The 22,317-nt window shown below is 39.7% G+C and carries 14 protein-coding genes and 1 tRNA gene; 1 reads left to right on the forward strand and 14 read right to left on the reverse strand.

The window, feature by feature from the left end; genetic code table 11:
• Positions 1–177: 177 nt before the first annotated feature.
• From AB1278_RS14505 to AB1278_RS14535, 7 genes are all read right to left on the reverse strand, one after another.
• Positions 178–993 (reverse strand): SDR family oxidoreductase, encoded by an 816-nt coding sequence (locus AB1278_RS14505; RefSeq protein ID WP_429815261.1) that lies wholly within the window; start codon positions 991–993, stop codon positions 178–180.
• A 31-nt stretch (positions 994–1,024) separates the two neighbouring features.
• On the reverse strand, positions 1,025–2,200 hold the full coding sequence (gene uxuA / locus AB1278_RS14510) for a mannonate dehydratase (protein WP_429815264.1): 1,176 nt from the start codon (positions 2,198–2,200) through the stop codon (positions 1,025–1,027).
• Positions 2,201–2,279: 79 nt separating this feature from the next.
• Positions 2,280–4,238 (reverse strand): RagB/SusD family nutrient uptake outer membrane protein, encoded by a 1,959-nt coding sequence (locus tag AB1278_RS14515; protein ID WP_343643303.1) that lies wholly within the window; start codon positions 4,236–4,238, stop codon positions 2,280–2,282.
• Positions 4,239–4,250: 12 nt separating this feature from the next.
• Positions 4,251–7,145, reverse strand: coding sequence for a SusC/RagA family TonB-linked outer membrane protein (locus tag AB1278_RS14520; RefSeq protein WP_343643302.1), 2,895 nt, complete (start codon positions 7,143–7,145; stop codon positions 4,251–4,253).
• A gap of 93 nt (positions 7,146–7,238) precedes the next feature.
• Positions 7,239–8,567 carry a xylose isomerase gene (gene xylA, locus AB1278_RS14525; RefSeq protein ID WP_110009770.1) on the reverse strand — a complete coding sequence of 443 codons (1,329 nt, stop codon included), beginning with the start codon at positions 8,565–8,567 and terminating at the stop codon, positions 7,239–7,241.
• Positions 8,568–8,674: 107 nt separating this feature from the next.
• Positions 8,675–10,159 (reverse strand): xylulokinase, encoded by a 1,485-nt coding sequence (locus AB1278_RS14530; protein WP_227941534.1) that lies wholly within the window; start codon positions 10,157–10,159, stop codon positions 8,675–8,677.
• Between the two features lie 16 nt (positions 10,160–10,175).
• On the reverse strand, positions 10,176–10,901 hold the full coding sequence (locus tag AB1278_RS14535) for an NUDIX hydrolase (protein ID WP_047430953.1): 726 nt from the start codon (positions 10,899–10,901) through the stop codon (positions 10,176–10,178).
• Between the two features lie 644 nt (positions 10,902–11,545).
• On the opposite strand from AB1278_RS14535, the gene AB1278_RS14540 reads away from it, so the two are divergent.
• Positions 11,546–11,689, forward strand: a complete 144-nt coding sequence (locus AB1278_RS14540; RefSeq protein ID WP_238349688.1) for a helix-turn-helix domain-containing protein — start codon at positions 11,546–11,548, stop codon at positions 11,687–11,689.
• A gap of 92 nt (positions 11,690–11,781) precedes the next feature.
• Here AB1278_RS14540 and AB1278_RS14545 read toward each other — a convergent pair.
• The 7 genes from AB1278_RS14545 to AB1278_RS14575 form a co-directional block, all read right to left on the reverse strand.
• Positions 11,782–11,866 (reverse strand) — tRNA-Ser (locus tag AB1278_RS14545).
• 197 nt (positions 11,867–12,063) lie between these two features.
• A complete protein-coding gene (locus AB1278_RS14550) occupies positions 12,064–12,558 on the reverse strand; it encodes a hypothetical protein (protein WP_110009767.1) in 495 nt (164 codons plus the stop codon).
• A 74-nt stretch (positions 12,559–12,632) separates the two neighbouring features.
• The gene (locus AB1278_RS14555) at positions 12,633–13,109 is read right to left on the reverse strand and encodes a hypothetical protein (RefSeq protein ID WP_429815272.1); all 477 of its coding nucleotides are present in this window, start codon (positions 13,107–13,109) and stop codon (positions 12,633–12,635) included.
• A gap of 52 nt (positions 13,110–13,161) precedes the next feature.
• Positions 13,162–13,752 carry an SMI1/KNR4 family protein gene (locus AB1278_RS14560; protein ID WP_429815274.1) on the reverse strand — a complete coding sequence of 197 codons (591 nt, stop codon included), beginning with the start codon at positions 13,750–13,752 and terminating at the stop codon, positions 13,162–13,164.
• 17 nt (positions 13,753–13,769) lie between these two features.
• Positions 13,770–18,503, reverse strand: coding sequence for an RHS repeat-associated core domain-containing protein (locus AB1278_RS14565; RefSeq protein ID WP_429815277.1), 4,734 nt, complete (start codon positions 18,501–18,503; stop codon positions 13,770–13,772).
• 18 nt (positions 18,504–18,521) lie between these two features.
• Positions 18,522–19,781 (reverse strand): tetratricopeptide repeat protein, encoded by a 1,260-nt coding sequence (locus AB1278_RS14570; protein ID WP_429815280.1) that lies wholly within the window; start codon positions 19,779–19,781, stop codon positions 18,522–18,524.
• Positions 19,781–21,943: a type VI secretion system Vgr family protein gene (locus tag AB1278_RS14575; protein ID WP_411413849.1), complete on the reverse strand. Its 2,163-nt coding sequence runs from the start codon at positions 21,941–21,943 to the stop codon at positions 19,781–19,783. Before AB1278_RS14575 ends, AB1278_RS14570 begins: the two co-directional genes overlap by 1 nt.
• Positions 21,944–22,317: the final 374 nt, after the last annotated feature.

Genomic DNA, 22,317 nt, shown 5'->3' on the forward strand with positions numbered 1-22,317 from the left:
AAAAGCTTTATTTTAAAACACTTTAGCTCACTTAAGAAAGTTTAAAATAATTCTGCAGAAAAGTTCACATAAAATGAAAATCAAAGATTTTCACAACACTTAGGTGTCTACATTTAAAAACAGAACCCTTAATGAAACCATTAAGGTCCTGTTTGATGATATGAAGAAATTAGCTTTTTATAATCCGCTGAATGCGCTGAAACCTCCGTCAACAGGAATCAGTGCTCCTGTGATGAAACTTGCAGCATCTGAACACAGAAACTGTACAACCCCATTCAGTTCTTCTACTTCTCCAAATCTCTGCATGGGTGTTTTGGCCATTACTTTTTTACTTCTTTCGGTTAAGCTTCCGTCCGGATTCAACAGAATAGCACGGTTCTGATCACCAATGAAAAATCCTGGTGCTACAGCATTAACGCGTATTTTATCTCCGAACTTCAATGCCATATCAGAGGCCAGCCATTGGGTAAAATTGGTGATTGCGGATTTGGCGGCAGAATATCCGGCTACTCTTGTAATTGCTGAATACACGGCCATGGAAGAAATATTAATAATGTTTCCGCTTCCCTGCTCCGCCATTACTTTTCCGAAAACATAGCTGGGGTAAACTGTCCCGTTGATATTGAGATCGGTAACCTCAGCCCATCCTTTCATATCCATATCAAAAAATGACTGTTCGGGTGATAAGGTTGCTGTCGGAATATTTCCACCCGCTATATTGAGCAGAATATCAATGCTGCCATACTTTTCTTTTATTTTCAAGGAAGCGGCTTCAAGGCTTTCAATATCCATCACATTGGCTTCTACAGCAAGTGCATCCCCGCCCAAATCTGTCAGTTCTTTTACCCGGGCATCCAGTGTTTCCTGGTTTCTTCCCAGTGCAACAACTTTTGCTCCGGCCTCTATAAAACTTTTGGCAAGGCTGCCTCCCAAAACGCCCGAAGCCCCTGTGATGACTGCTACTTTGTTTTCAATACTAAACAGGTCTTTCATTTTACTTTTTATTATTTATTACAAACGCAGTTTAATTTTTTTGTAATTCTGACTGTACTGCGGCCATTACTCCTTCAATCTGGCCCAATGCCAGCATTCTTCCTAAAAATGAGTAACCGGGATTATATCCTTTGTCAATATCTTCCGTTAAAAGTCTACCATGGTCAATCCTCATAGGAAGATCAGGATTTTCTTTTTCGAATACACGGATTACTTCAATGAGCTTTCCTCTTCCTCCCAGGTGATGAGCCTCAATAAAATCACCGTTTTCAAAGACATTTGTACTTCTCAGGTGTACGAATTTGGTACGATGAGCAAATTTTTGCGCAAGCTTTGGAACATCATTTTGAAGGTCGGCACTTAAAGAACCGGCACAGAATGTTAATCCGTTATGAGGATTATCAACAGCTTTCAGAAACCATTCGATATCTTCTTCATTGGTTACTATTCTGGGTAAGCCCAATAATGAAAAAGGCGGATCATCTGGATGTACACACATCTGGATATTCCATTTTTCGCAGACAGGCATTATTTTTTCAAGGAAATATTTCATGTTTTGGCGAAGCTGATGCTTATCTATACCATCGTACAAAACCAGCAGACTTTTGAACTTTTCTACAGGATTCAATTCTCCTTCTTTGATATTTCCATTCACGAAACCCTGTGTTTTTACAATGACTGAGTCTATCAGGTCATGATTATCTTTTTCCGTTAAGGTATTTTTTAATTCTTCTACCTTTTGAAGGATTTCCGGATCATAATCGTTGTCTGCTCCTTCTCTTTTAAGGATATGAATTTCGAAGTACGCAAACTTGGCTTTTTCAAAATAAAGAGAGGATGAACCGTCTTCCCATTCGTGAAAGAGGTCGGTTCTTGCCCAGTCGAGAACGGGCATGAAGTTGTAGCAAACTGTTGTAACACCTGCTTTACCCAGATTTTCAAGGCTTATGATATAATTTTCTAATAAAGAGTCACGGTCTTCACCTCCGTATTTGATGGCTTCGCTCACGGGAAGACTTTCCACAACAGACCAGCGAAGTCCGTGGCTTTCTATATAGTTTTTATAATCATTGATGGCCTCTGAATTCCAGATTTCTCCGTTTGGGATATCGTGCAGGGCAGAAACAATTCCTTCTACTCCTATTTGACGAAGTGTGCTGAGTGCTATTTTGTCTTTTTTGCCAAACCAACGCCAGGTTTTTTCCATAGTTTTAAAATTTAATTCAGATAAACAAAGCAGGTGCTTTTCACACCTACTCTGTTACTGATATGAATGTAGAATGAAATTAATTGTATCCCGGATTCTGATATTTTGCTTTAATATCTGCCGATACTTCCATCGCATCAATCTGATTCTGAGGAATCGGTCTCAGATAATGAAAAGGTTTTATTGTTCTTGTCACCGTCTGCGGATCATGATCTCCATAAGAAGCTCCTCCAATCTGATAACTTGCCGCATAATCTCCCCACTTCTGTGTACGTACCAGATCATACCATCTGTAGAACTCTCCGTAATATTCACGGGATCTTTCTGCAAGGATATAATCAATGGTAATTACAGATGGCGTAGCAGCCGTCATCGCAGCACTGTTATCTGCTACATAAGCGGTATTCTGTGCATTATTGAACTTCCATTTTCCGGCACGGGCACGGATGACGTTGATAAGATCTCTGGCTGTCATAGCTCCTGAAGCTCCTTTTACAGCTGCTTCTGCGGCAATAAAATAGAATTCTGAAAATTTGGCAACACTGAAAGGACGGGTTAATCCTGCATTCGGATATCCTAATCCATTTGGATCATCGGTACGGTAAGTTCCTATTTTCCAAAGACCCGGATATACAATTCTGCTGATTCCGTTCGGTGCGATCACCCAGTCTGCTCTTCCCGGAAGGGTTCCTGCTCCTACACCACTTTGTCCGGATCCTGTAGGGTAAGAAGGAGTCTGACTGTCATCATTCAGGAAGCTTAAGATAGCTCCTCCCGGCTGTACAGGTAAATTATTGGCATTATAAAGTACAGGAACCGTTGTAAGGCCTGTTCCATTCTTGTTCCAGTTTCCTCTGTAGGTGGTTACAAAAGTTCCATCATAACGGGAATCGTTGGTTTTATCTGCAAAAGTATTTTTGATAACACCTAAGGTAGGACACATACGCACCCATGGACGTCCCAATGGCTGTGCTGCTTCTCTCTGTACGGCGCTTACAACGTCCGCTCCTTCCCACGCTGTGGTTTTACTGCTTTTGATGGCAGTATAGTTCCAGGTCTGCATCCATGCTGCAAAATTGTCCGGTGCCCAGCCTGATCCAAATCCTACAGGATCACTTTCGTTGTAGTATGTACTTGACTGTGTATGGTCTGCATACAGCATAGATTCGGTATTCCTGTCATTGGAACCTACATTCACATCATAGAAAGTAGGCTGAAGCGTATAAGGTCCGGGATTGTTGATTCCTTCCATGGCGATATCATAAGCCTGCTGGAAATACCACTGGGCATTGTGTCCGTCAGGATCAGTTCTTGCCACTTCAGGATAAGTTGGAATGCTGTTTGGATTCTGCAGCCACCATCCATAAGTAAGGTAAGCTTTGGCAAGCATCAATCTTGCAACATTTTTAGTTACACCACCTGTTACCCTTGGTGATGCAGGTAAATTTTCTATTGCTTTTTTAAGGTCAGCAAAAACAGTTTTTGTATATACTTCCGGTACGGTATTTCTTACAGAAGAGGTGGAAGGCAGAGTGTTATATTTCAATTCCCCTGCTCCTAAATCCAGAGGAACTCCTCCATAGGTCTGTACGAGCATGAAGTAGTAAAATCCGCGGAAGAAACGGGCTTCAGAAATCATAGATTCTGCAATTCCGAATCCAGGTCCTTTTTCAATGATTCCGTTGGCAGTATTAATATATGGAAATACGGAGTTCCAGACCATACTGGTAGGAAAAGTATTGGAATTGATAATACCGTTTCCGGACATATCCAATTCTTTGAAGTTTCCATCCGCACTTTGTGCCCAGGTAGATTCGTCAGTTCCGTTCTGACAATTGCTCATAAAGTAGCCATTGCCATACAGTAATCTCATCTGTCTGTATAAAGCCGTAAATCCCTGATTAACTCCATCCGGTGTATTAAAATAGTCAGCTGTATAGATTGCTCTTGGCTGCTCATCAAGAATTTCACTACAACCTGTAAATGTTAAGGATAAAAAGATTGCTCCTAATAGCAGTTTTTTGTTAAAATTTATCATGACAGTACAGTTTTAAAAGGTTAAGTTAAGTCCCATTAAGTAATTTCTTGTGGAAGGGTTGTTCGTTCCTATGACAAGCTGGCGGTTTGGATATCCGCTTACTGCCTGGTTTTCATTTCCGAAAGAGTTTGGTTCCGGATCCATTCCTGAGAACTTATGATAAGGTGAGAATAGCACAACAGGATTGGTTACCGTAAAGTAAATTCTTAAGCTGGTAATTTTCAGATCCTTTAAAAAATCTTTATTGACATTATAGCCTAATGTAATGGTACGAAGCTTAAGGTAAGAAGCATCAAACATTGCTAAAGTAGAAGAATACTTTGGATTATCGCCACTCAAATGACGTCCCGGGCGCGGAAAATAAGCACCGGTATTATCTTCTGTCCAGTAATCCACATCCACGTTATTCCCTCTACCCGTTAATCTGTTAAGATAACTTGCAGATCCGTAAATCGTACTCACCAGGATTCCTCCGTGCTGGAAAGCTCCTACTGTGCTCAGTTCAAAATTCTTGTAGGCAAAGCGCATATTAAATCCTCCCTGGAATTTCGGAGCGGTATCAAAAATCTGTCTGTCATCCGGTCCTATTGCTCTTACCGGAGTTCCGTCAGCATTATAGCCTCCGGTGTAAAGAACCTTGATAGATCCTATAACATCCGCAGCAGTTCCCGGCTCCAGAATGCTCTGATACGGGTCGCCAGCCTGCCAAAGACCGATGTACTGATAATCATACAATGAATTGATATTATGCCCTACAAACCATGAGTTATTGATGTCCCGTTGTGTTCCGGATGCAAGAGATAAAATTTTGTTTTTATTGGTGTAAAAATTAACTCCGGCTTCCCATGTAAACCCATCCGGGTTATCAAAAATAACTCCGTTCAAGGAAATTTCCACCCCTTTATTTTCCGTTTCGGCTACATTGGAAACGATGGATGACCAACCGCTTGTTGCCGGAAGACTTTTTTGTGTCAACAGGTCAAATGTATGGGTTTTGTAATATTCCACACTTCCCGTAAGGCGGTTGTTCAGGATCCCGAAGTCTACCCCGTAGTTTTGTGTTTTTGAATATTCCCATCCAAGGTTTGGATTAGGCGGCTGATTTCCATAGATTCCTGCACTTCCTGCGCTTCCGTAGTTATAAGGAGCCACGTTAAATCTTCCCATCGTAGTGTATGGATCTACTGCCTGATTGGAAGTCTGCCCCCATCCTACTCTGAATTTCAGGAGATTAATCGCTTTGATATTCTCCATGAAGGATTCGTTGGTAACATTCCATCCTAATGATAATGCGGGATAGGTATGCCATTTGTTACCCGGTGCCAGTCTGGAAGATCCGTCGGCACGGAGTGTGGCTGTAAGCATGTACCTGTTATCATACGTATACATGATTCTTCCCATCGCTGAAAGCAGGCCTGTTTTCCAGTACGCCTGGTCTTCAGGTCTTACTGTAATATCTGCCTGAGGTGACTGTCCCAGGTTATAATACTGGAAAAAGTCTGCAGGGACATTTTTTGCACTCATGTATGAGCTTGTATACTTGTTCTGTTCTGCAGAGTATAATGCTACTGCGTTGATCTTATGTTTTCCGAATGTACGGTCGTACGTCAGGAGGTTTTCCAATACCCAGTGATAAGTCTGGTTATTCCCTTTTCCTGCCGCTGACGGTCCCAGAGGATTTGTATTGAAAACTCCTACACCACTATAGTTTCCACTGTTTGAAGTACGGAAATCCAACCCTACATTTAACCTGTATTTCAATCCTTTGACTGGAAGGCTGACTTCTCCGTAAAGGTTGTTATAGGATGCAAAAGATTTGGTTTCATCAATATATTTCTCTGCCAGGCTCTCCAGGCTTCTTCTGGTATAAATCCATGTCTGATCGATACCGCCTGCGGTGCTCATTACTCTTTTCGGGCTTCCGTCCGCATTGTAAGGATTGGCAATCGGAGAATATCCCAGAACCGCTCCCGGATTTACTCCGTTTCCTTCAGAGACAGAATAGTTTGTATTGGTTGTAAAACCAAACTTAAAGACAGATCCTACCTGCTGGTCAATCGCCATTCTCAGGGCAAATCTTTCGTAACTCTGAATAGGAATTAATGCATTTTGTTTAAAATAGGATAATCCTACATTATAATTTCCACCTTCTGTTCCTCCTGAAACCCCTACATCGTGACTGGTCATCATCGCCGGCTTATAAAACAGGCTTTGCCAGTCAGTATTGACGCTGTTATTTTCATCAGCCCCGTTGGAATACAATGGCGTTTTATTTCCCGCAGGAATGGCATAAGCACGCAGTTTTGCAAACTTAGGACCATCCATCATCGGATATTTTGAAAACAAGGTCTGAACTCCTGTAAAGGTGTTATAGGTAAATTTAGGCCTCTGCCCTTTTGCTCCTCTGTTGGTTGTAACGAGAATAACACCGTTTGCTCCTCTTGACCCGTAGATGGCTGTAGCAGAAGCATCTTTCAGGATGTCAATACTTTTGATATCACTTGAGCTGATGTCTCCCAGTGATCCTACGAAAGGAATACCATCCAATACAATCAATGGGTTATTATCTCCTGTCAGAGATCGTGTTCCCCTGATACGGATCTGCATGGCAGCACCCGGTTTAGTGGAGGTTTGCGAGATATCTACCCCTGCCGTTCTTCCCTGTAATGCCTGGGTAATGTTGGCAGAAGGTACTTCACGCAGGGCATCTCCTTTTACAGTGGCTACAGAACCTGTTACAGCCTCTTTTCTCTGGGTTCCATATCCTATCACAACAACTTCATCTATTTTATTTTCTTTAGCTACTGTATCTTTCTTAACCTGTGAATATGCTATGCCGCAAGGCAATAGAGTCATTGCAAAAAACAGTGCTGCTCTATTGCTTTTATTGAAATAAAATCGGTTCATAATTATTATTTTAGTATTAGTTGTTGAATAAAAGGCTCTTTAATAATTATTGTGTATAAAAATCCTTAGTGTTGATAAGCCTTTTATTTTTAATTATATATACATATTCACGATGGCTTCAAACAATTCCTGTTTTCCGCTTTTTGGCTGTGGTTCGCCGATTTCGTGAGCTATTCTCTGCAGATCTTCCAGTGTAAGTGAACCTTCTTCAAATGCTTTTCCGTTTCCGTTATCAAAAGAAGCATAACGGTCTGTCCTCAGCTTTTTGTAATCTGAATTTTCAAGGATATCAGCCGCTGCAAGAAGACCTTTTGCGAATACATCCATTCCTGAGATGTGGGAAATGAACAGATCTTCAGCATCAATAGAATTTCTTCTGATTTTGGCATCAAAATTCACCCCTCCGGTTCCCAGACCTCCTGCCGGAAGCAGCACCAGCCACGCCTGAACCATGTCATAATAATCAATTGGGAACTGGTCTGTATCCCATCCGTTCTGATAATCTCCCCTGTTGGCATCAATGCTTCCTAAAAGTCCTGCATCTACTGCAACCTGAAGCTCATGTTCGAATGTGTGACCTGCCAATGTAGCGTGATTCACTTCGATATTCAGTTTAAAATCCTTATCTAATCCGTAATGTCTAAGGAATCCGATTACTGTTTCAGAATCATAATCGTACTGATGCTTGGTAGGCTCCATTGGTTTAGGTTCAATCAGGAAAGTTCCTTTAAAACCTTGCTGGCGTGCATAGTCTCTTGACATGGAAAGGAAACGGGCAAGGTGATCTTTTTCACGCTTCATGTCTGTGTTCAAAAGGCTCATATATCCTTCTCTTCCACCCCAGAAAACATAATTTTCACCACCAAGCGCTATCGTGGCATCTATTGAATTTTTCACCTGAGTTCCTGCACAGGCTACTACATCAAAATTTGGATTGGTAGAAGCACCGTTCATGTATCTTTCATGAGTGAAAACATTGGCTGTTCCCCATAAAAGCTTAATTCCTGTTTCCTGCTGTTTTTGTTTTGCATATTCCACAATAGTCTGCATATTTTTCTCGTAGTCCTTCCAGTTGTTGGCAGGGTCTACCAGATCGATATCATGGAAGCAGTAGTAATTGAATCCCATTTTAGACATGAATTCGAAACCTGCATCCATTTTGTGCATTGCTCTTGTTACCGGATCGTTTCCGATATCCCAAGGATGGTGAATGGTAGGTCCTCCGAACGGATCGCTTCCGTTGGCACATAAGGTATGCCACCATGCCATCGCAAATCTTGTCCAGTCTTTCATAGGTTTTCCCATCACGATCTTTTCCGCATCATAGTAACGGAACGCCAACGGGTTCTTACTTTCCTTCCCTTCAAACTTAATTTTTTCAATACCTGTAAAAAACTCTTTTGTACCTGTTAAAGTGTTCATATTTATTTGATTATTTTTATTTTTGTTTTTATTTTTTTGCGTAGAAATTCCCTTCTCACTGATTCTGAAAAGTCAGTAAGAGGATGAAAAATGCTGTTGTAATGGTCCTAGATTATTTCGTTAAGATGATGTTTCCATCTGGCATAGGCTTCTAAATATTGTTCCTGTTTTTCGTGTTCGGGCTCTATCACCGCTATTTTTTCGAGTGAAGAGAATGCTTCTCTGGAATCTGAATAAAATCCTATTCCCATTCCTGCAGCTCTTGCTGCTCCTACCGCTCCATCGGTATCATAAAGTTCAATAACCGCATTGCTGACACTGGATAGCGACTGGCGAAAGATTGAACTTAAAAACATATTGGCATTTCCTGCACGGATCACCTGTATATCCATGCCTATATTTCTCATGATATCCATTCCATATTCATAAGAGAATACAATACCTTCCTGTGCTGCACGAAGAATATCGCCTTTTGAATGGATATTGAAGTTTATTCCGTGAATTGAACAGCTTGTATCCTTATTTTCCAGCACTCTTTCAGCTCCGTTTCCAAAAGGAATAATACTTAACCCTTTCGATCCGATGGGTGAAAGTGAAGCCATATCATTCATATCACCATAGGAAGAAAGCGAAGTTGCAAAATTGTGTTTCAGCCAGGAATTTAAAATTCCGGTTCCGTTGATACACAGTAAAACCCCAAGCCTGATCTGTTCCGGTGTGTAATTGACATGGGCAAATGTATTGACCCTTGATAATTTATCATATTCCAGCTGGTCCAGCACTCCATAAACCACTCCTGAAGTTCCTGCTGTAGAGGCAATTTCTCCAGGGTTAAACACATTCAGGGAAAGCGCATTGTTGGGCTGGTCTCCTGCTCTGTAAGAAATAGGTGTACCCTCCTTCAAGCCTAATTCTTCCGCTGCTGCCCTTGAAACTGTTGCCTGAATACCAAATGTAGGTACAATTTCCGGGAAGAAACTTTCAGGAATTCCATAGTGGTTAATGATATCTTCCGAAATGCAGTTGTTCTTAAAATCCCAGAATATTCCTTCTGATAATCCTTCAATGGTCATTCCTATCTGCCCTGAAAGTCTCATGGCAATATAGTCTCCGGGAAGCATTATTTTATCTATCTTTTCAAAGATCTCAGGTTCGTTTTCTTTTACCCAGGCAAGCTTTGATGCTGTAAAGTTTCCCGGTGAATTCAACAGATGTGAAAGACATTTTTCTTCTCCTATGGTTTTGAAAGCCTTTTCACCATAAGGTACAGCACGGCTGTCGCACCAGATAATGGATGGTCTTAAAAGGTTCTGATCTTTGTCTACAAGAATCAACCCATGCATCTGCCAGGTAATTCCGATTCCTTTAATATCTTCTGCATGTACTCCGGATTCATGCATGACAGCTTCGTGTGCCAACTTAAGATTGATCCACCAGTCTACCGGATTTTGCTCTGCCCATCCGGGATTTATAGCAGTGATTTTCATCTCTTTTTTGGGAGAAAATTCAGAAGCAATCACTTTTCCGCTGGACGCCTCAATGAGACACACTTTCACAGAAGAACTGCCAATGTCATAGCCTAGTAAGTACATAATTTTTTTAAAAGGGTTATTTTATAAGTTTTGTATTGTTTTTCTTGTAGATTTTAGCATCAAATCGGTAATATCTTGCTGCGCGGTGTGATACATCTTTTTGAATTTCATCCAAAGGAACGATATAGGGGAATGAGGATATTTTTTTATGAAAATTCTTAATATCAATATTCTTTTCATTTAAAGCACTGTACAGCTGATAAAGCTGTCTTATGGTGAATCTTTTAGGCAGCAGCTCAAAAATAATGGAGAAATCAGATTCAATCCATTTTCTGATCTCCATTAAAGATTCAGTGATAATTTTGTTATGATCAAAAGGCAGTACCGGAACCTCATCAATAGGATACCAGTCTACGGTATCATATTTTGTACTGTTGATCTTATGATCTATTTTACAAAGAGAAAGATAGGCCACTGTAATGATCCTGTCTATATGATGTTTGTATTCCTGATCCATCCATTTGATATCATGGGCATTGCTCGCTCTCATGGGATCGGCAAAGCATTTGAACTGTTTGAGAACCATTTTTTTAATCCCTGTAAGTTCATGAAGTACCCTTTGTGCTGCATCATCTACATCCTCATCGCTGAAAATAAGACTTCCAGGAAGTTTGATCTGCTTTTCCAACGGAACGTCATCAACATGGCGTTGTACTAGTAATATATTCAACCTGTTTTCATGGTCAAATCCAAAGACAACACAATCTACAGAGACATAGGTATGAATAAAGTTCTGATTCATTAGTTTGTTAACATTTTGGTAACATTACAAATATAAAAATTCATCTGAATAAAAAAAATAAATCCGCTATTATCTACTGCTTATCAATGATTTACATATCGAATTTTTATGATATCAATTGTATAAAAAATATGATAAGGTTATCATTAATTTTACACTTACTTATTTCATAAGACATGAATTCACAATCAATTGCAATTTCACAATACCCTTAAAAAGATTATTTTTTTTTGAATAAATATTATGATAAGAACAATTATTTTTTTTTTCATTTTGCACGAAAAAAAAATGTAAAAAGCACACTTTTCATTATTAAAAAAGAGGCAAATCATCATTTTCGATTACCATTTTTTACGCTCTAACTACAAATAATTACGAAACAGTCAGCCTAAACAATAATATGATATAAGAATGTAAACATGAAAACACTCCACAAAACAGCACCTGGAAACACCTGAAAATTTCGGAAATCAGAGAACAAAAAAACCTGCAAAAATGGGATTCTGCAGGATTAGATGAAAGTTACGTTTTCCCAATCTTGAACTTAAAAATATCTGAACGATTTACATTAACGAATCACCTGCTTTCTAATAATGTATATTTTCTTTTCTTGATCCTAAAAAATGCTTAAGATTTTCCGGCCTATGGAATTAATTAAAGATACCGATCTGAATATGACTGAAATTACCTATGAAATTGGGTACTCCCATATTGCCGCTTTCAGCAATAATTTTTATCAACTTACCAATATGAGACCTACCGAATTCAGGACAATGTCCAGAATATGAAAAATCATTTATCAGATGTGATTCTAAGGAATTGCTCTTTAGAATGATGAGCAATAAAAAAATCCTTGAATCATTTGATTCAAGGATTTTTGCGGAGAGTGAGGGATTCGAACCCCCGGACCTGTTACAGTCAACAGTTTTCAAGACTGCCGCAATCGACCACTCTGCCAACTCTCCTTAAACTCTGGTAGCACCGTTGTTTTCAGTGGTGCAAATATAGAAAGTTTTTTATTACTGACAAAATATTTTTTCAATAAAATTCGTATTTCTGCAACTTTGCAGAAAACTTTATTTTCTCAAGTTTGTCAAACATAAACATTAAGAACTCACCATCAGCTATTTATCCTTACACAGAAAGTATTAAGCTTTAAATACTATCCGTAGTAATATTCAGTGGTGATATCTCCACTAAAAGCAGGATGCATGTCCTGTTTCTGCATATTCAGTTCAAATAATCTTTCACCATTTTTATTTCCGCCCCTTATTTTTAAGGAGTACCACCCGTTTTCAAGAGAAAGGGTAACACTGTTTTCTTCACTGATGGCAGCGATATCCTTCAGATATCCAATGCCGACAATTTTTACTTCATTATTCGCCGTCTGAAATATCCAGCCTTTTGATTCCACCTCTACTTCTTCATCACTCAGAATCTTTTCATCATTCACAGAAACACGGAATGCATAATAATCTTCTTCTACCCCTATTATCGGAATAGCAATTCCCGACTTTGTTATTTCATCGCCATGTTCATTTTCTACGAAATATTTTAAAATATTAGTACCTGAAAGCTGATGATCCTGCAGATACTGCGCTAAAAGCTGTGGACTGAATATCACGAAACCTTTAAGTTCAGAGAATATTTTTTTCATAATATATTTGAATTGGATTTGGATTACATATTATTTTTTATTCTAATGATTTAATAAACTTTACAATACTTGCCTCAAAAACTAAGAACTGTCCGAGCAGATTTCTGAAAATCCGTATCATTAAGTAACTTCTTTAGTATTTCATTTCTTTCATCTATGTCAGAAGTTTTTTTGATAACGTCAAAAGCATTATAACGTATATCAATATCTTCATCTATGTTTAAAACCAGATTTTTTGCGACAGTTCTTATTTGAGAATATTCTACAAAATTTACCATCGCACTTGTTGCATAGTTTTTAACATCGTAATCTTCTGTATTTTCGATAACTCCAATGAGGGTTTTCGTAATCTTGTCTTTTATATGAATCGGAATTTCAGCAATTTCTAAAATTTTCGATGCTTCAGTACGGGCTAAATCATACTCTTCTTCATCTTGAATAATATGATCCAATAATTCCCATTTGGATGGCTCATCTTCAAATTCAATTTTCTTTAAAAATTCTACCCGATCCCAGTCATGTAAATTGAAGTACTCTGATTTGATTGACATTATTATAGTTTTTATTCAGTTTAATGCTCGATCTCGTTCAGCCTGCTTCACTTTAATCAATAACTTCCTCAAGCCAATCAAGATACCAACGTTCAAAAGATATTGCCAAGCCATCATCATCCAGTAAAGGATTTATGCCTCCATAATCAGCTCTGTCATCAGTCCAAATTTTTCCACGTTCACTTCCGTTTACAACCAAAAGATATGTACATCCATGACCAATATGACAAATCTGTAAACATCCATTTATATGGCTAGTATCCATATATGGATTTAATTGGTCTTCATTTGGCCGCTCTCCACCATCCCAATCAATATCAAAAATCCAATCTTCATTCCAGCTTTCAGAATAAGGAAAAGGTATTGATAAATCAATCGCAGGTTTTGTTCTGAGCTTAAAGTCAATCATTGATTCCTGTAATGATAAAAGGCCATAATCAGGCCCAATGCAACCATTCCCTATTTTCGTAATAAAATCTCTGTAATCTTCAGGAAACTTAATTTTATTGTTATTTTCAATAGAAAAAACTTCTGATTCGGGGATAACAGGATTAAGAAAAAACTCTTTTGGTACTATTGTATTCAATTTCCCTGGATTGGCTTTAAGAAAATTTAATTTTTCTTTTATGTAATTTATGTTCATTATATACTATATAGTATTTATTTATATCCTTTAAATGTAACTTCACCACCTTCCCATTTATAAGATATATCCATTTCATGTTTATTTGCGAAAGCTTCAAGTCCCTTCAAACATCTATCGCAGGGAGGCAAAGTAGATAGCTGTCCTTTTCCTCCTTTTGTCATTTGTCCCATTGATATAATTTCCAAATTAGTTCCTTTTAAATTCCCTCCTTTAGTGCTTTCCAAATGTTCTAATAATTTTGCCTCACTATGTCCTCTAGCTCCAAAGCCATTAAAAGGAGCTTTTGATGACCCCGGAGTACTATACCATGAATAACCACCTTTAGGAGTTGTTACAGGAACTCCATCAAGGGAACCTATTACTTCATGTAAACCAAAAACATCAATCCAAGCATTTGTATCTTTCACATATCCATATAGTGTAGGATTATTTCCTAAAAGACCTATTGGATCTTTACTTATATAATTTCCGCTTTGAATATCATAGTATCTAAAACGATTATAATAAAGCCCATCTATTTCTACATCTTCATACTGCCCAAGCTGTCTAAAAGGAATAAAATATCTATTTCCTTTTAAGTTTTTAAGGTTTCCATAGGCATCATATTCTGTACTCCATACGGTTTGCTCTCCTTCATCAAAAGCCTGAACAGGTCTGCCTATATAGTCAGAAACAATGCAGTAACTTTCTCCATTGATAATTTTGGCACATGGTATATAGGAATATCGCTCATACACCCAGGTCACCACATTCTCCACAGGTTCTTTTCCAACGCTGACATTTCCGTCATCATCTACAACCGTTACAGGAACTTCTTCTGCATCATAGCTCCATTCATGCAGGAGAACGTTACCATCCCAAATATAACGAGTTATTTTCTTCAGACCAATTTTTGAGGTTCTTCTTCCGAGGGCATCATACTCAAAGCTTACTTCTTTCCCGTCGGGGCGCTTTACTTTGGCCAGCATTCCGTTGGCATTCCAGGAATATGCCCAGTCTCCGGCAGACCATTCCGGGCTTTGAATTTCTGTTGGAGAGTCTTCGGTTACATTGGGTAAATCGGCTCCATCCGGCAGTTTCGGGCTGTTCAGCCAATCTGAAGCAATGGTTTTATAATAAGGATGTGTATTCTCTTGTTCTTCTTTATGCTCCGGCTTGGCATCGTTGATTGGCCGTTTACTTTTTAACAATAAATTTCCTTCTTCATCGTAATGGTAGAACCAGTTTTTATCACGCATCAGCTTTCCTCCTTTGTCGTAGACGCGGTCAGTCTGCCGGGCGCTTTCATATAAACATCCCGTAGCATCCGGATTTTTGTACTGCACCTCTCCGTTCGAATATTCTGCAGCAACAAGGCTTCCGAAAGCATCGTAATCAAATCTTGTTCTTCCGCCCGTCACCCTGTCCAGGGTATGCAGCAACCGGTTTCCGGCTCCCCAGCTGTAGTCTTTATGGAAGGTAGTATTGGTTTTATTCACTGTTACTTTCTGACTTACCGGCATTCCGATATGGTCAAATTCAAAAATGCTTTCCACCCCGCCGGTCATTTCACGGGAATGCATCTGCCCATTCCGGCTGATCTCAAGATTCATCTGCCAGGGTGCATGCACTTCTGGAGTTGCGGCAGTTACCGTTTTAAGCTGTCCCAGATCATTATAAGAATAGTCTACTTCGGCTCCCAGACTGCTTTTCAAACCGATCAGATTTGCCTGACTGTCATATTCATATTGAATCGTATGCTCACCCTGTTTTTCACTGGTGACCTGTCCTAATTTATTTCTCTGAAAAGCGACACTGCTGTTTTCATTATCTGCTTTAACCAATAATCCTGAAGTGTCATACTGATAGGCTTCCCAGGTTCCGTCGGGATAATGGGTCTGTGTCAATCTTCCGCCCAGATCATATTCATGAAAAATATCTTTTCCCTGAGGAGTCCTGGTTTGGGTAACCATTCCGTCTTTATCTCTTACAAAGAACTTTTTCTGGCCGTCAAACCCTATTTCACCAATGATATCATTATTATTATTTCTTTCAAAAGAATAGACTTCTCCTTTCTCATTGGTAATGCTCATTAAATTTTCATAAGCATCATACCCGAAAAACAATGTTTCTTCTTTTTTATGGGAAAGAGCATTCCTGCGGACCTGACGTTTAAGGCTTCCCATCGGCGTATAGCTCATGAGCCATTCTGCACGCCCGTCGGTAGCATACACCGGAAGATCATAGGCATCATAACGGAATTTTAACGGGAATTGCCCCTGCTCGCTCACTTCAACCACTCTTCCCATTTTATCCCTGTTCCAGAGGGTTCTGTTCAAAGGGCCCGGACTGAACACCGTCAGCCTTCCATACTCATCATATTTCCAGTACTGCTCGGCTCCCGCGGTGTTGGTGAGCTGAGTAAGCTGGCCTCTCTGGTTATATTTATAATAAGTAGCAATCTCTTCTCTGCTGCTTCTTTCAGGAATTCTTTCACCGTCTGCATATTCATAGTATACACTTTCTTCAGCAGGGTCGGTATAGCTGATTAGTTTTCCTTCTTCATCATAGCTCCATGTTTCCGAAGCTCCCGAAGGAGAGAAACGGGCAATTACCTGTCCGAATTCATTGTATTGATAATGGTATTCTTCTCCATCCGGGGTATGGAAGATTTTAATATTTCCCATTTCATCATAGGTATATCCCTGAACTCTTCCTTCCGGGGACCCCGTCATTTTCAACTCGTTGTGGGCTGTATAATCGTACCAGGTTTCTCCACCTTCTCCATTTACTTTTTTGTAAACCAGAAAGTTTTCATCATAATGATATTCCTCGGTTTTATTGTTTTGCTTTGGATAGATAACTTCTGTGTAACCTTCCTCATCATGGTAATGAAGTCTTCCTTCCATATATCCATCCGTACCTTTGGTATGAACTACTCTTCCGTTTTTATCATATTCCCATTGATAGCTCATCCCGTTCCGGTTGGTTCTTTTCACAACATGGTTTTCTCCATCATAGTCAAACACAATGGCCTTTTTGTGAATATCCCAGACATGGGTAAGGTTGCCACGTTCATCATAGTCGTACCTAACCTGCAGATCTCTCTGGTTTTTATAACAATAGTAAACTTCTGTTACTTTTTTATATGTCGGGTGAATTACAGTTTCTATACTGCAGCCAGTTTTTACATCTTTTATACTTTTCAGTACAATGTTCCTGGCTTCATACTCATATTCCCTGATTGTTCCGTCACCATATTCAATACGGGTTACCTTATAAACAACTCCTTCCGAAATATGATGAAAACGTTTATATGTATAAACATCAGTTCCTTTACGAACAATCCAGATACTGCTATTGGGTCTGTACTGCCATATTTTCTGATCTCTGAAATAAGTCATTTCTTCTCCAATCTCCGGTGCAGGAATCAGCATTGCCATATTTTCGTCCGGATGCATCCAGCCTGCAAACTTATTATCTTCATCAGGAAGAATAAACAGATCATGATTATTGAAAACACCATTTCCAAGATGTCCGAAATCATAAGGTCTGTCGCTGTGCCAGATATTTTTCCAGCTTAATGGTGTACTGCCCTGAATTATAAAATCATCCCATTCGAAAACCATGGCACCGGTTGCAAAATTCACAGGTTCAAGGCCGTAATGACATAATTTTTTGGATAAAGCATTGGCTAATTTGAATTTATTGAAAGGAGCTTTTTTAAGAACACTGTTGTTTAGCTTTTTTAAACCGTTAGCACCAAGTTTTCCTAATTTCTTGGTTAAACTTCTCATTAAAAACATTCCGGCAAGACGCATCACCATTTCTCCGGGTGTATAAACATGGGGTACAAAAGCGCCTCCTACCAATACAGGTCCACCCGTATTGATCTGAATATACATGCTTGAAAAGTTATTGTAGAAAGCAAAATAGGCCAGCGGATTTTTCTTCGGCTTATCAGGCATTGCGGGCAGCATTGTCATTCCGAAAGGAAATCCCATACAGGTTAATACCTGCTGAGGCTGGTTACCGCTCATTTTACTTCCCTGCGCCAGAACGGTCTGCGAACCGTAATACACTTCTCCTTCGTGTGGAGCTTCCTGAGGAAAAGGAATGATATACACCGGAATAAGCGATGTGACATGTCTGAACGGAATGACCACTCCCATCACACTGGTCGTGGTGGTTGCTTTGTGTCTTCCATGAACATATATAGAGCCTCCCAGCGGAATAGTTTCCGGAAGAGAAGGCATCAGGTTTCTGGCAAATTGTGGAATTGTAATTTTAATGGTAATATAATCCATTATATCAAAAACAATCCCGATAAACGGATGGGGCAGCGGCAGTGGAATAAACATGAATGAAGGCGGCGGCGGAATGAGAGTCCAGTGGATATCAATGGCCAGTACGATATCAAAATGTTTACTTGTATGCTGAATGGCTGTGGAAGGCATTGCAGGATTATTGACCTTAATCAGTTTCACTTTGCTTTCCGGAGCGGCCTTTTCTACTGTCACGGCACTGTCACCACCTCCGCCTCCGCTGCTTTTTTCCGGCTGTCCGGCGTCTCCTCCCACTATGGATTTAGCCATGGAAACAGGATTCAGGGAATCGAAATTATTTTTCATTCCGTTCTTCCATCCCTGTTTGGTTTTATCCCAGCTTACCGAAGTAACATCTGTATTTACCTTCCATGAGCGGTCTGGGTTCATGTCCGGTTTTGCTACTTTAATGGGTTTTACTGTTTTTTTATTCAGATCTGCCATGATTCTTTTAATTTGAGATTACCCTGCTTTTGGTTTTTCCACGCTCACCTTCCAGTCATCACCAAAATAAGTCTTCATTTCACTATCCAGTTTTGTTTTTTTATCAGTATCGCCTTCATATTTGAGAATAAGCATTGAGGCAACAAACCTCAGACTGCTATGTTCTCTTGCTGAAGGATCCATCAGTTTTGCTATATCCAGACATTTTTCAAAATACCGGATCATTTTATCTTTTGTCAGCACCGTATCATTCAATGTAGCGATGATCCTGTAACACTCAATCGCCATTGCATATTCTCCTATTTTATGAGCCGTCTCTGCGGCTTTTTCAAATGCTTTTTCTGCCCTGGACTTTTTGGAGTTGCCTAATAAATGGCTGCCATAATTCATATACATCTGAACTTCCAGAGGAGTATCAGGTTCTACTTTTTCAAATATTGTCCGATAGGTATCTTCTGCCCTATCCTTCTTCCTGTCCGCTATATATGCCTGGGTAAGCATAAAATAGGCAGAAATTTCGCCCTGTTTATTTTTTTGTTCTCCGGCGAGCTTCACCGCCTTTTTCAATGCGTGCTCTGCTTCTTTGAATCTTTCTTTGCTTAAATGATTACTCGCTATAAGAATCTGCTGCTGGAAGTCTGTATCCGGGCTGTTCTTCTTACGGTTGGTATGAGCGGCAGTATTCTGCATTAACTGATGAATGTCTACCTCTATTCTGAAGCTATGGGCTGAAGAGATACCGGGCAGAGTCCTGTAATGGTGATGTTCCGCCCAAACCAGTTTAATATCTTTATTTCCCGTTGCTTCACAGATCCTGCACCATTCTTTCACCCATAAAGAAAGTTCTTCGGTATCATTAATCCTGAGCGGAGCAATGTAGATATAGATTTTAGAATCCTTAATATTCGGGAAGTTTTTCTTTAGTTCCAGCAAAGGGTAAAAAGCTTTGTAAGCATCTGTTTTAAAACTTTCATCCGGCTTTTCCAGATTCCAATGGGGAATATCTGCCTCGCTTTTCCTCAGCATTTCATAGAACTCAGTCCATTCATCCAATAAGGTTTGTCCGAAGGAGTTCATTCCGTTAAATTCCTGGTAATGGAGTAAAAAAACATCATCTCCTTCTTCATCTTCAGAAAGTTTCGACTTGATAAATCCATCAAAAAGATCGGTTTCATGTTTTTCTCCCAAACAGATCAGCATAGGCTTTTCTTCGTTTTTTGAAACCACTTTCTGCCATTGTCTTTTTAATTTTACCAACTCCAAATCTACCGGATTCATTAATTCAGCTTTACAGTTCCACTTACAATATTCGTCTCGCTTCCTCCACCGACATTGATTTTTCCTCCACTGCTGAGATTGGCTTCTGTATCACCTCTCATGGAAAGCGTATTGGTTCCGATATCCAGTGTATCAGATTTGATTCCGACACCTGAAGTAGGTTCACCGTCTTCAGGCCCTACTCCAACTCCGATACTCGTTGTGCCACCAACACCAATATTGACTCCCTGTACGAATATTTCTTTTCCTTTAATCTGAATATTTCCCTCTTTATCCATATAAATCGAGCTGCTTCCGCAATTCAGCGTAATGGAAATTTTGCTGTCTATGCTTATATTTCCTGCTCCATCCAGAAAAACAGAATTTTGATCTTTATCTTTTACGGTAATTCCTCCTGCATCATCCAGACTCATGGTATGTCCGCTTTTACTGCTTAAGCTTTTAATATTATTTCCGGCACCGCCGCCACCGCCAACTCCGCCATGGAACATTCCTCCCATCACAAACGGACGGTCAGGATGCTGGTGTGCAAAATTGACCACTACCTGATCTCCTTCCTCCGGAATCGCCATAAATCCACGATTTTTACTCACTTTTTCGCTGCCTCCGCCATCAGGAGTCATTACTCTGATATATTCTGTGGTAGTAGAACCATTCTGCCAGTCGAACTGTACTTTCACTCTTCCCTGGTTTAAAGGATCTGCATTGGAAATTACTTTGGCAAACTGGGCATCCGCTTTGGGGGTATGGAACTCCGGACGGGGAATAAATCCTGTATCAGAAGCTATTGCCTCAAAAGTGCCGGTATAATATCCTCTGGCATCTACCTCATGATACATGTCTGTAATCATCAGTTTGGTAAAATAGGTTGTTTCACTGCTTTCGGCTTTTCTCATTTCAATATCAGCGATACAGCCGGGATAAAGGAATGGTACTGTTGTAACTCCTGAAATAACAAAGACTTCAGCAGCCTTACTTCCGGCAGTTCCTTTCTGAGAAGTTTCCACATCCATGAAAGACACCGCTTTTATTGGAGCTACCCTCAGCGATGGAGTGGTAAATGTTTTTTCTGAAATTTCATAGGCTCTCTTCGCAATATCTGAGGTGTGATTAATCTTTGAGCTTCCAGCCGTTAATTTTTCATTTTTACTGCTGTTGTAACCGTAAAATGACGGATTCACGTGCTGTGCCTTCATTTTTATCTTGACATCACTCACACTGCTGCCATAGGTTAGCTTTACAGGTTTTTCCTGCGGTGGAAGTTTCCCGAAATGCAGTACTTCGCCATCATAATAAAACTGTTCACCGTAGGCTTCCGCAATTCGGGCCAGATAGTTATAATGAGTTTCTTCATATTGTGAGCTGTAAGAAACATTTCCATGGGCTGCGTCTACTCTGAAATCGAACGTATTTTGTCCCAGACCTTCTTTGATCACCTGATCTGCAATACTGTTCAGACTGATTTCCTGGGCTCCGCCAAAACTTTGAATATGGGGTGCTGCATCTAAAAGAACCGTAGGGCTGGATCCTGTAAGAACGATATTTCCCAGGCTTCCTTTTTCCTGGCTGAAACCTACTTCTGTGATGACTCCAACGAAATTTCTTTCCGGACCGTCTTCAACGTCTTTATATCTGAAAATAACCGTAATTCTTTTTCCCAGAAAGTTCTGAGCTTCTTCCAGATTGTGGTTTTCGGAATTTCCCAAACTATCGTGAGCCAGCATCAGATCAAATTCATGATGTTTTACAGCACTTTGTTTTAACTGAAAATGTTTGAAATGCTTAATGACCTTTCCGTCAATTACGATTTCAAGTTTTACCACACGGTTAATTCCGGCTACCTGATTTCCAGGTATCGTACTGGCATTATAAATTCCTGAAGTTGGCTGTTTAGCCCATACTTTATCTTCTACCAGTGTGGGAGGGTTGGATTGTTTAACCTGGTTCATAAACATTTGGGACCCGTTTTGAGCCATCCCTGTATAGGCCTGGGCCTGAGCCATTTTTTCTGAAGCTTTTTTAATGGTTCCACTCGATTTTTCCTGTACTTCCTGAGCAGCTTTATGAACGGCCTCATCCGTCAATGTTTGTTTAACATTCTTTACAGCTGAAATTTTATCTTTGGAAACAGGCAATTTGGGTGAATGATCGTCCTGAAACATAATGGTAATATTTTGATTGATTGGGTGTCAGATTTTTTTAAGCTGAAAGTGATCCGGACCATAAAGTTCAGATCATTTCACTATCCGTGCTTCATCTGTAAAGAGGAATCCGGATATTGAGATCGTAACAGGGTGTTAAAAGGAAAAGCACAACTATTAGTTTACTTTGTATCCCTGTTGAAATTCAGGATTTCACCTGATTTTATTGTTGTAATATGCAGATTGTAATCATTATTAATTTTTTGTAATTGGATTGGTGGTATTACAAAGATAAAGCGGTAATTGCTATTCAGGAAATTTTCAATGGATAATCTGAAATTTTGTCGTAGTTCTACGACTTTTCATCAATAATTCCAAAATAAATGATTAAAAAA

This window comes from Chryseobacterium sp. NRRL B-14798 (assembly GCF_050470705.1).
Lineage (GTDB): Bacteria > Bacteroidota > Bacteroidia > Flavobacteriales > Weeksellaceae > Chryseobacterium > Chryseobacterium cupriresistens.

What these genes read in the sequence shown, in the direction of transcription:
- AB1278_RS14530 (WP_227941534.1), bottom strand. Translation starts at nt 10,159, where the DNA reads ATGTACTTACTAGGCTATGACATTGGCAGTTCTTCTGTGAAAGTGTGT.
- AB1278_RS14535 (WP_047430953.1), bottom strand. Translation starts at nt 10,901, where the DNA reads ATGAATCAGAACTTTATTCATACCTATGTCTCTGTAGATTGTGTTGTC.
- AB1278_RS14505 (WP_429815261.1), bottom strand. Translation starts at nt 993, where the DNA reads ATGAAAGACCTGTTTAGTATTGAAAACAAAGTAGCAGTCATCACAGGG.
- AB1278_RS14550 (WP_110009767.1), bottom strand. Translation starts at nt 12,558, where the DNA reads ATGAAAAAAATATTCTCTGAACTTAAAGGTTTCGTGATATTCAGTCCA.
- xylA (WP_110009770.1), bottom strand. Translation starts at nt 8,567, where the DNA reads ATGAACACTTTAACAGGTACAAAAGAGTTTTTTACAGGTATTGAAAAA.
- AB1278_RS14575 (WP_411413849.1), bottom strand. Translation starts at nt 21,943, where the DNA reads ATGTTTCAGGACGATCATTCACCCAAATTGCCTGTTTCCAAAGATAAA.
- AB1278_RS14520 (WP_343643302.1), bottom strand. Translation starts at nt 7,145, where the DNA reads ATGAACCGATTTTATTTCAATAAAAGCAATAGAGCAGCACTGTTTTTT.
- AB1278_RS14565 (WP_429815277.1), bottom strand. Translation starts at nt 18,503, where the DNA reads ATGGCAGATCTGAATAAAAAAACAGTAAAACCCATTAAAGTAGCAAAA.
- AB1278_RS14570 (WP_429815280.1), bottom strand. Translation starts at nt 19,781, where the DNA reads ATGAATCCGGTAGATTTGGAGTTGGTAAAATTAAAAAGACAATGGCAG.
- AB1278_RS14560 (WP_429815274.1), bottom strand. Translation starts at nt 13,752, where the DNA reads ATGAACATAAATTACATAAAAGAAAAATTAAATTTTCTTAAAGCCAAT.
- AB1278_RS14515 (WP_343643303.1), bottom strand. Translation starts at nt 4,238, where the DNA reads ATGATAAATTTTAACAAAAAACTGCTATTAGGAGCAATCTTTTTATCC.
- AB1278_RS14540 (WP_238349688.1), top strand. Translation starts at nt 11,546, where the DNA reads ATGGAATTAATTAAAGATACCGATCTGAATATGACTGAAATTACCTAT.
- AB1278_RS14555 (WP_429815272.1), bottom strand. Translation starts at nt 13,109, where the DNA reads ATGTCAATCAAATCAGAGTACTTCAATTTACATGACTGGGATCGGGTA.
- uxuA (WP_429815264.1), bottom strand. Translation starts at nt 2,200, where the DNA reads ATGGAAAAAACCTGGCGTTGGTTTGGCAAAAAAGACAAAATAGCACTC.